Genomic DNA, 6,691 nt, shown 5'->3' with positions numbered 1-6,691 from the left:
CTGCCGCGCCCGCCGATGCCGAGCCGGCCGCGGCCTCGGCCGGCAACGCGGTCGACCCGGCCGAGGCGGGCGAACCCGTGGCCCAGGTCGCGCCGCCCGCCGTGCCGCACACCGAGCCGCCCTGGTACGTGCAATGCATCCTGGGCCTGAGCGCCTGGTTGGCGACCCTGTTGCTGCTGGCGTTCGTGGCCTTCTCCGGCATCGTCAATTCCGAGGAAGGCGCGTTGGTGGCCGGCCTGGTGCTGTGCGCCGTCGGCGTGGCGGTGCTGCGCAGCGACGCCGGTCCGTTCTGGCGCCAGTGCGGCACGGCCATGGCCTTCGCCGGCCAGATCCTCATCATCTACGGCATGTCCAGCTCGACCTCGTTCGCCAGCGCCTGCCTGTTCGTGCTGCTGATGGCCACGGCGGTGTACGCGCTGGGGCCGGACGTGATCCTGCGCTTCCTGAGCGGCGGGTTGATCGCGGCGGCCGGCGCCGGCCTGATCTGGCGCGTCCTGGCGCCCGAGCTGCTGCGCGACGATCTGCTGGACGCCCTGCTGGGCTTCGACATGGCCCGCGCCGCCTTCGTCTGGCTGCCGATCGCCGTGACCGGCGCCTGGGCCACGGCGGTGATCCTGACCCTGGCGCACCGGCTGGGCGGCAAGCGCGGCCATGCGCTGCAACCGCTGGCTTGGGCCTTCCTGCTGTCGGTGCAGGGCATGGTCTGGCTGGCCAGCGGCCTGTCGGTGCTGCAACTGCCGGTCATGTGGCAATTGCACGCGCAGACCGCGCTGCTGGTGTGCGCCGGCGCCCTGCTGCCCGCGGCGGCGGCGATGGCGGTGCTGTGGCCGCGCCGCCATGTGCTGACCGCCGGCGTCACCTGGGGCGTGCCGATCGCCCTGCTGCTGTTGGCGCTGTTCTGGCTGCCCAGTCCCGGGGTCGGTTTCGCGCTGGCGTGGCTGCTGCTGGGATTCGGCCTGAACCAGTTGGGCGTGACGCTGTTCGGCGTGCTGAGCCTGCTGGCCTACCTGGGCGTCTACTACTACCAGCTCGACGTGCCGCTGCTGCAGAAGGCGCTATGGCTGGGCGGCGGCGCGCTGCTGCTGTTCGTGCTGCGGGCGCTGGTGTGGCTGGTGCCGCGGCTGATGCGCACGCAAGCGCCTTCGCGCCGCGCGCCGCTGCCGCCCATTTCGGCGCCGTTGCGCTGGCGCACCCTGGGCATCCTTGGCGGGCTGGCGCTGGCGCTGGCCTTCGCCAATGGCGGCATCTGGCAGCGCGAGAAGCTGCTGGCCAGCGGCAAGGTGGTGATCCTGGAGCTGGCGCCGGTCGACCCGCGCTCGCTGATGCAGGGCGATTACATGGCGCTCAACTTCGCCGCCGCGCGCGAGGTCACGCGCTTGCGGCTGGGGGGCGAGCGCCAGGACGCGGACGCTTCCATCCTGGACGAAGCGTCCGACGGCTACGTGATGCTGACGCTGGATGCGCGCGGTGTGGCGCAGCCGGTGCGCATCCAGCAGGCTGCCGATCCGCGCGCCGACGGCGAGGTGCCGCTGCGCTATCGGGTGCGCGACAACCGGGTGCGCATCGTCACCAACGCCTATTTCTTCCCCGAAGGCCAGGCCAAGCGCTATGAAGCCGCCAAGTTCGGCGAGCTGCGCGTGGCCGAGAATGGCGATGCCCTGCTGGTGCGCATGCTGGGCGCGGAGCTGCAGCCGTTGTAGGGTCCGCCGCCCGCGCGCCCGGCCGGCTGCCCGGCGCCGCGCGGGTCCGCCCGCCACCCGGTGGCGGGACCGCGCATCAGGGCAACGGAAAGCGCGCCGCCCAGCGCGCTGTCGCCTCGCGCAGGAACATGCCCAGGTCGGGCGCGTCCAGCGGCGCGAAGCCCAGCGCGCGCCACGCGTCTTGCAGCGCTGCCAGCGGCGCGCCCGTGTCGATGGCCGGGGCGCCGTTCTGCTTGGACAGCTTCAGGCCGCTGGCGGCGTCCAGGATCAGCGGCACGTGCAGGTAGCGCACCGGCGGCAGCCCCAGCAGCCGGCCCAGCACGCGCTGGCGCGCGGTCGAGCTGAGCAGGTCGGCGCCGCGCACCACGTCGGTCACGCCCTGCGCGCCATCGTCCACCACCACCGCCAGTTGATACGCCCACAGGCCGTCGGCGCGCTTGACGGCGATGTCGCCCACCGCCTGCGCCACGTCTTGTTCCTGCGGCCCGAGCCAGCGGTCCTCGAAGCGTTCCAGCCCGGCTGGCAGGATGACGCGCCAGGCGCGCGCCTGGCGGCCGGGCGGCAGGCCGTGGCGGCAGGTGCCGGGATAGGGGCGTTCGCCATCCGCGCCCGGGGCGGTCTGGCCGCGTAGCGCGGAATCGGCGATCTCGCGGCGGGTGCAGCCGCAGCCATAGACCAGGCCGCGCGCGGCCAGCGCGTCGAAAGCCGCCTGGTAGGCATCGCCGCGCGCCGATTGCCACATGACGTCGCCGTCCCAGCGCAGGCCCAGGGTCTGGAGCTGGCCCATGATGGTCTCGGCCGCGCCCGCCACGGTGCGCGGCGTGTCGACATCCTCGATGCGCAGCAGCCAGCGCCCGTGATGGGCGCGCGCGTCCAGCCAACTGGCCAGCGCGGCCACCAGCGAGCCGGCGTGCAACGGGCCGCTGGGGCTGGGGGCGAAGCGGCCGATGTAAGTCACGAAGCGAGTGAAAGCAGTGGGGTTGCGGCGATACGGCGCCGCGCGCTCGCGGCGCGCGGGCCAGGCGGATACGGACGCCGGCGTGGGCCGGCGCCGTCAGTGCAGCAAGCGGGCGCCGTCTTCGTCCAGCAGCTCTTCCAGGACCAGGTTATCGATCTCGGCTTCCTGGCTCCAGAGAACCATGAGGGCGATGATCTTGATCTTGGCGAGCGGCACGGGCGATTCCGACGCGGCCAGGCCCCGGTCGATGACGATCTCGCGCAGCGGCGCGGGCAGCACGCCGGCCGATTCCAGGAAGGCGATGAAGCCGATGGATTCGGAGCCGAGTTGCTGGTATTCGTTATCGGTGTAGATGCGGGTGCCAGTGGTGGGGGCTTGGGCGAGATCCACACAGCGTTCGGTGGTTTCGGCCAGGCCATACAGCCAGCCGAGCGCGTCGTCGATGTCTTCGTGCTCGAACCCGGCGGCAGCCAGCCGCTTGGCCAGTACGTCAGCGGCGGGACAGGCTTGCGGCGTGTAGTAATTCTCGTACAGATAAACCAGGATATCGAACATATGGCGCAGTCTTGTGCCTGTTTGCACAGTCGGCCCGCATATCGGCAGACCAGCAAACATGGATTTTACTGTACGCTGATTTATATCCCCGGGCAACCGCCGCAAAGGCGGAGTAAAGGGGGCGTAGCGGCCTCGCGACAGTCGCGAAATCCCCGCCCCGATGCCGGCAGAATCGAGAATTCCCCAGGCGGGGCGGACTTTCCTGGGTCCGCCCCTCTTTAATACCCCTGAGGCCTATGCGGTCTTCGGCGCCGACACCAGCTTGTACTGCGTCAGCTGTCGCATGAACACCGGGATGCAGACGAGCAGGCCGATCAATCCGCTGGTCAGGCCCGGCAGAATGGTCAGCAAGGCGCCCAGGGCGCACAGCCAACGTTCCCAGCGCTTCATGCCCACCAGCAGATAGCGCGAGAAGGCCGCCGACAGCAGCACCAGGCCGATCATGCAGCCGAACAGCGTCACGAAGAAGTCGTACCACGTGAAGCCCTGCACCGAGATCAGCAGCGATGGCGAGAACACGAACACGAACGGCACGATCAGCTTGGTGATGCCTAGCCGGAACGCGGTATTGCCGGTCTTGAACGGATCACTGCCCGCCATGCCCGCCGCCGCATACGCCGCCAGCGCCACGGGTGGCGTGATGTCGGCCAGGATGCCGAAATAGAACACGAAGAAGTGCGCGGCGATCGGCTGCACCCCCAACTGCACCAGCGTCGGCGCGGCCACCGCCACCATGATCAGGTAGTTGGCGGTCGTGGGAATGCCGCAGCCCATCAGGATGCAGACCACCCCCGTCATGATCAGCGCCGCGACCAGCGTCAGTGACTGGGTGTTGGCGATGGCGTCGGGAATGATCGCGCCCGCGACGCCGGCGATCGATTGGGCCGCCGAGATCACGATGTACGAGATCTTGAAGCCCACCCCGGTAAGCGTCACCACGCCGATCACGATGCCCACCGTGCCGGCCGCCGCGCCCACCGCCAGCGCGTACTTGGCGCCGGTCTCGAAGGCCTCGTACAGGTCGCGCCAGTGCAGCCGCTGGAACGGGTTGAGCAGGCCCACGATGATGCAGCCGGTGATGCCGGCGAACGCCGCCAGGTACGGCGTGCGGCCGCTGGCCAGCACCCCGATCAGCAGCGCCAGCGGGATCAGCGTCGGCCAGCGCTTCTTGAAGGACTCGCGCAGGCGCGGCATTTCTTCCGGCGTCAGCCCGCGCAGCCCTTCGCGCTTGGCTTCGAAGTGCACCTGCATGAACATGCCGAAGAAATACAGCAGCGCGGGGAAAATGCCCGCGATGGCGATCTGTTGGTACGGGATGCCGAGAAACTCGATCATCAGGAACGCCGCCGCGCCCATGATCGGCGGCGTGATCTGGCCGCCGGTGCTGCTGGCCGCTTCCACGCCCGCGGCGAAATGGCGCGGATAGCCGATGCGGATCATCGCCGGGATGGTCAGCGAACCCACCGTCACCGCGTTCGCCACCGACGAGCCGGACAGCATGCCGAACATCGCCGAGCCGAACACCGACACCTTGGCCGGGCCGCCGGCATAGCGGCCGGCAATGGTCGAGGCCACGTCCAGGAACAACTGGCCCAGGCCGATACGCGTGGCCAGCACGCCGAACAGCACGAAGTGGAACACGTAGGTGGCCACCACGCCGACAGCCACGCCGTACACGCCCTGGCTGGTCAGGTACATGTGGTTGACGATCTGCGACCACGTATTGCCCGCGTGCTGCAGCAGCCCGGGGAAATACGGCCCGAACGCGGCGTAGGCCATGAACACCAGGGCGATGATCGGCAGCGGCCAGCCCATGGCGCGGCGCGTCGCTTCGAGCAGCCCAATCAGCAGGATCGACCCCATGAACACGTCCTGCGGCAGCGGATTGCCCACGCGGAACGCCAGGTCCTCGAAGATGTAGGGGATGTACAGCACCGACAGGGCCAGCGCGATGGCGATGATCCAGTCATACAGCGGCACGCCGCCGGGCGCGTACCAGGTCGATTTCGGCTCGCGCTGGTAGTGCGCCTTGGAAAAGCCGAACACCAGGAAGATCAGGCTCAGCACGAAGGCCAGGTGCACCCCCCGGTGCGTGGCTTCGCGCAGCAGGCCGAAGCCGGCGGTGTAGTAATGGAACAGTGACAACGCCACCAGCAGGCCCGAGACGATCCAGGTGGCGCTTTTGTGCAGCGGCCGGAAGCGGATTTCCGAATCGTATTTCTCCGCCAGCTGCTGCGTTTTTTCGTGGTCTATTTGCATAGCCGTGCTTCTCATGTGATTCCGTGAACAGGGCCGCCCGCGGCGGCCCTGTGCATTCGCGGCGCTGGGCGCCGCGCACTCCCGCAAGGGAGACGACCGGCGCTTACTTCAGCAGGCCGATTTCCTTGTAGAACTTCTCGGCGCCCGGGTGGAACGGGATGCCGGCGCCCTTGACCGCGTTTTCGCGGGTGATGAGCTTGCCCTTGGCATGGCCGTTGTCCAGCGTCTTGCGCGTGGCGTCGCTGTACAGCGCCTTGGTGACTTCGTACACCACCTGCTCGGGCAGCTTGGCCGACGTCACCATCTGCGCGTTGACCGAGATGGTCTTGACCTCGCCCACGTTCTGGTAGGTATTGGCGGCAATGGTGTCGGGCGTGAAGAACTCCTGCTTGGCGCGCAGCGCATCGATTTCGGGGCCGACCAGCGGCACGATGTCGATACCGGCGCCGCTGGAGGCCAGTTCGGCGATGGCGCCGGCGGGGGCGCCGCCGACGAAGAAGAACGCGTCCAGGCCGCCGTCCTTGAGCTTGTCACCGGCCTGGTTGGGCTTGAGGTATTCGGCCTTGACGTCCTTGTCGGTCATGCCATAGGCGCCCAGGATCAGGCGCACGTCCACCAGCGTGCCCGAGCCCGGCTCGTCCATCTACACGCGCTTGCCCTTCAGGTCGGCCACGCTCTTGATGCCGGCGCCCTTGCGCGTCACCAGGTGGATGCTTTCCGGATACAGGGTGGCGATCAGGCGCAGGTCTTGCGCCTTGGGCTTGCCTTCGAAGGTGCCGGTGCCGCTGTAGGCCCAGAAGGCAACGTCCGATTGCGTGAAGCCTGCTTCGAACGACCCGCCCATGATGCCGTTGATGTTGGCCACCGAGCCATTGGAGGCAACCGCGGTCGCGATCAGCTTGCCGGGCTGGGACACGGCGTTGGCGATGATGCCGCCGATGGGGTAGTAGGTACCGGCGGTACCGCCGGTACCGATGCGGAAGAACTGCTGGGCCTGTGCCGATCCGGTGGCGCCGACGGCGGCAACGGCCATGGCCAGGGTAGCGATCCAATTCCTGAGTTTCATGCGAGCTTCTCCAAAATAAGTGGAAGTAACCTATTGTTTGTTGTGTTGAAATTCTGGCATGCCGGCCGCCGCGCGCCAATGGCCTGGAGGCTATCGTTTACCAGGGGGGTGCTGCACCGCGGCAAAATCCCCCGCCGGGCGGGCCGTCGCAAG

4 protein-coding genes and 1 pseudogene are annotated in these 6,691 nt (G+C 68.5%); 1 reads left to right on the top strand and 4 read right to left on the bottom strand.

Features of this window, described 5'->3' with window-relative positions:
- On the top strand, positions 1-1,700 hold a 1,700-nt coding region (locus HV701_RS17660), incomplete at its 5' end, for a GDYXXLXY domain-containing protein (RefSeq protein WP_175134324.1).
- 76 nt (positions 1,701-1,776) lie between these two features.
- Here HV701_RS17660 and gluQRS read toward each other — a convergent pair.
- The 4 genes and pseudogenes from gluQRS to HV701_RS17640 form a co-directional block, all read right to left on the bottom strand.
- Positions 1,777-2,658, bottom strand: coding sequence for a tRNA glutamyl-Q(34) synthetase GluQRS (gluQRS, locus tag HV701_RS17655; protein ID WP_175134323.1), 882 nt, complete (start codon positions 2,656-2,658; stop codon positions 1,777-1,779).
- 96 nt (positions 2,659-2,754) lie between these two features.
- Positions 2,755-3,213 (bottom strand): Smg family protein, encoded by a 459-nt coding sequence (locus HV701_RS17650; protein WP_175134322.1) that lies wholly within the window; start codon positions 3,211-3,213, stop codon positions 2,755-2,757.
- Between the two features lie 234 nt (positions 3,214-3,447).
- Positions 3,448-5,472 carry a TRAP transporter permease gene (locus tag HV701_RS17645; protein WP_175134321.1) on the bottom strand — a complete coding sequence of 675 codons (2,025 nt, stop codon included), beginning with the start codon at positions 5,470-5,472 and terminating at the stop codon, positions 3,448-3,450.
- Between the two features lie 103 nt (positions 5,473-5,575).
- Positions 5,576-6,538: pseudogene (locus tag HV701_RS17640) on the bottom strand (TAXI family TRAP transporter solute-binding subunit).
- Positions 6,539-6,691 lie beyond the last annotated feature (153 nt).

The sequence above is a fragment of the Achromobacter pulmonis genome, from assembly GCF_902859765.1.
Lineage (GTDB): Bacteria > Pseudomonadota > Gammaproteobacteria > Burkholderiales > Burkholderiaceae_B > Achromobacter > Achromobacter pulmonis.
Note: the sequence above shows the minus strand (reverse complement) of the source record. Positions and strands in the feature narration are given on the sequence as shown.

Coding starts and splice junctions, on each gene's coding strand:
- HV701_RS17650 (WP_175134322.1), bottom strand. CDS start 3,213: ATGTTCGATATCCTGGTTTATCTGTACGAGAATTACTACACGCCGCAA.
- HV701_RS17645 (WP_175134321.1), bottom strand. CDS start 5,472: ATGCAAATAGACCACGAAAAAACGCAGCAGCTGGCGGAGAAATACGAT.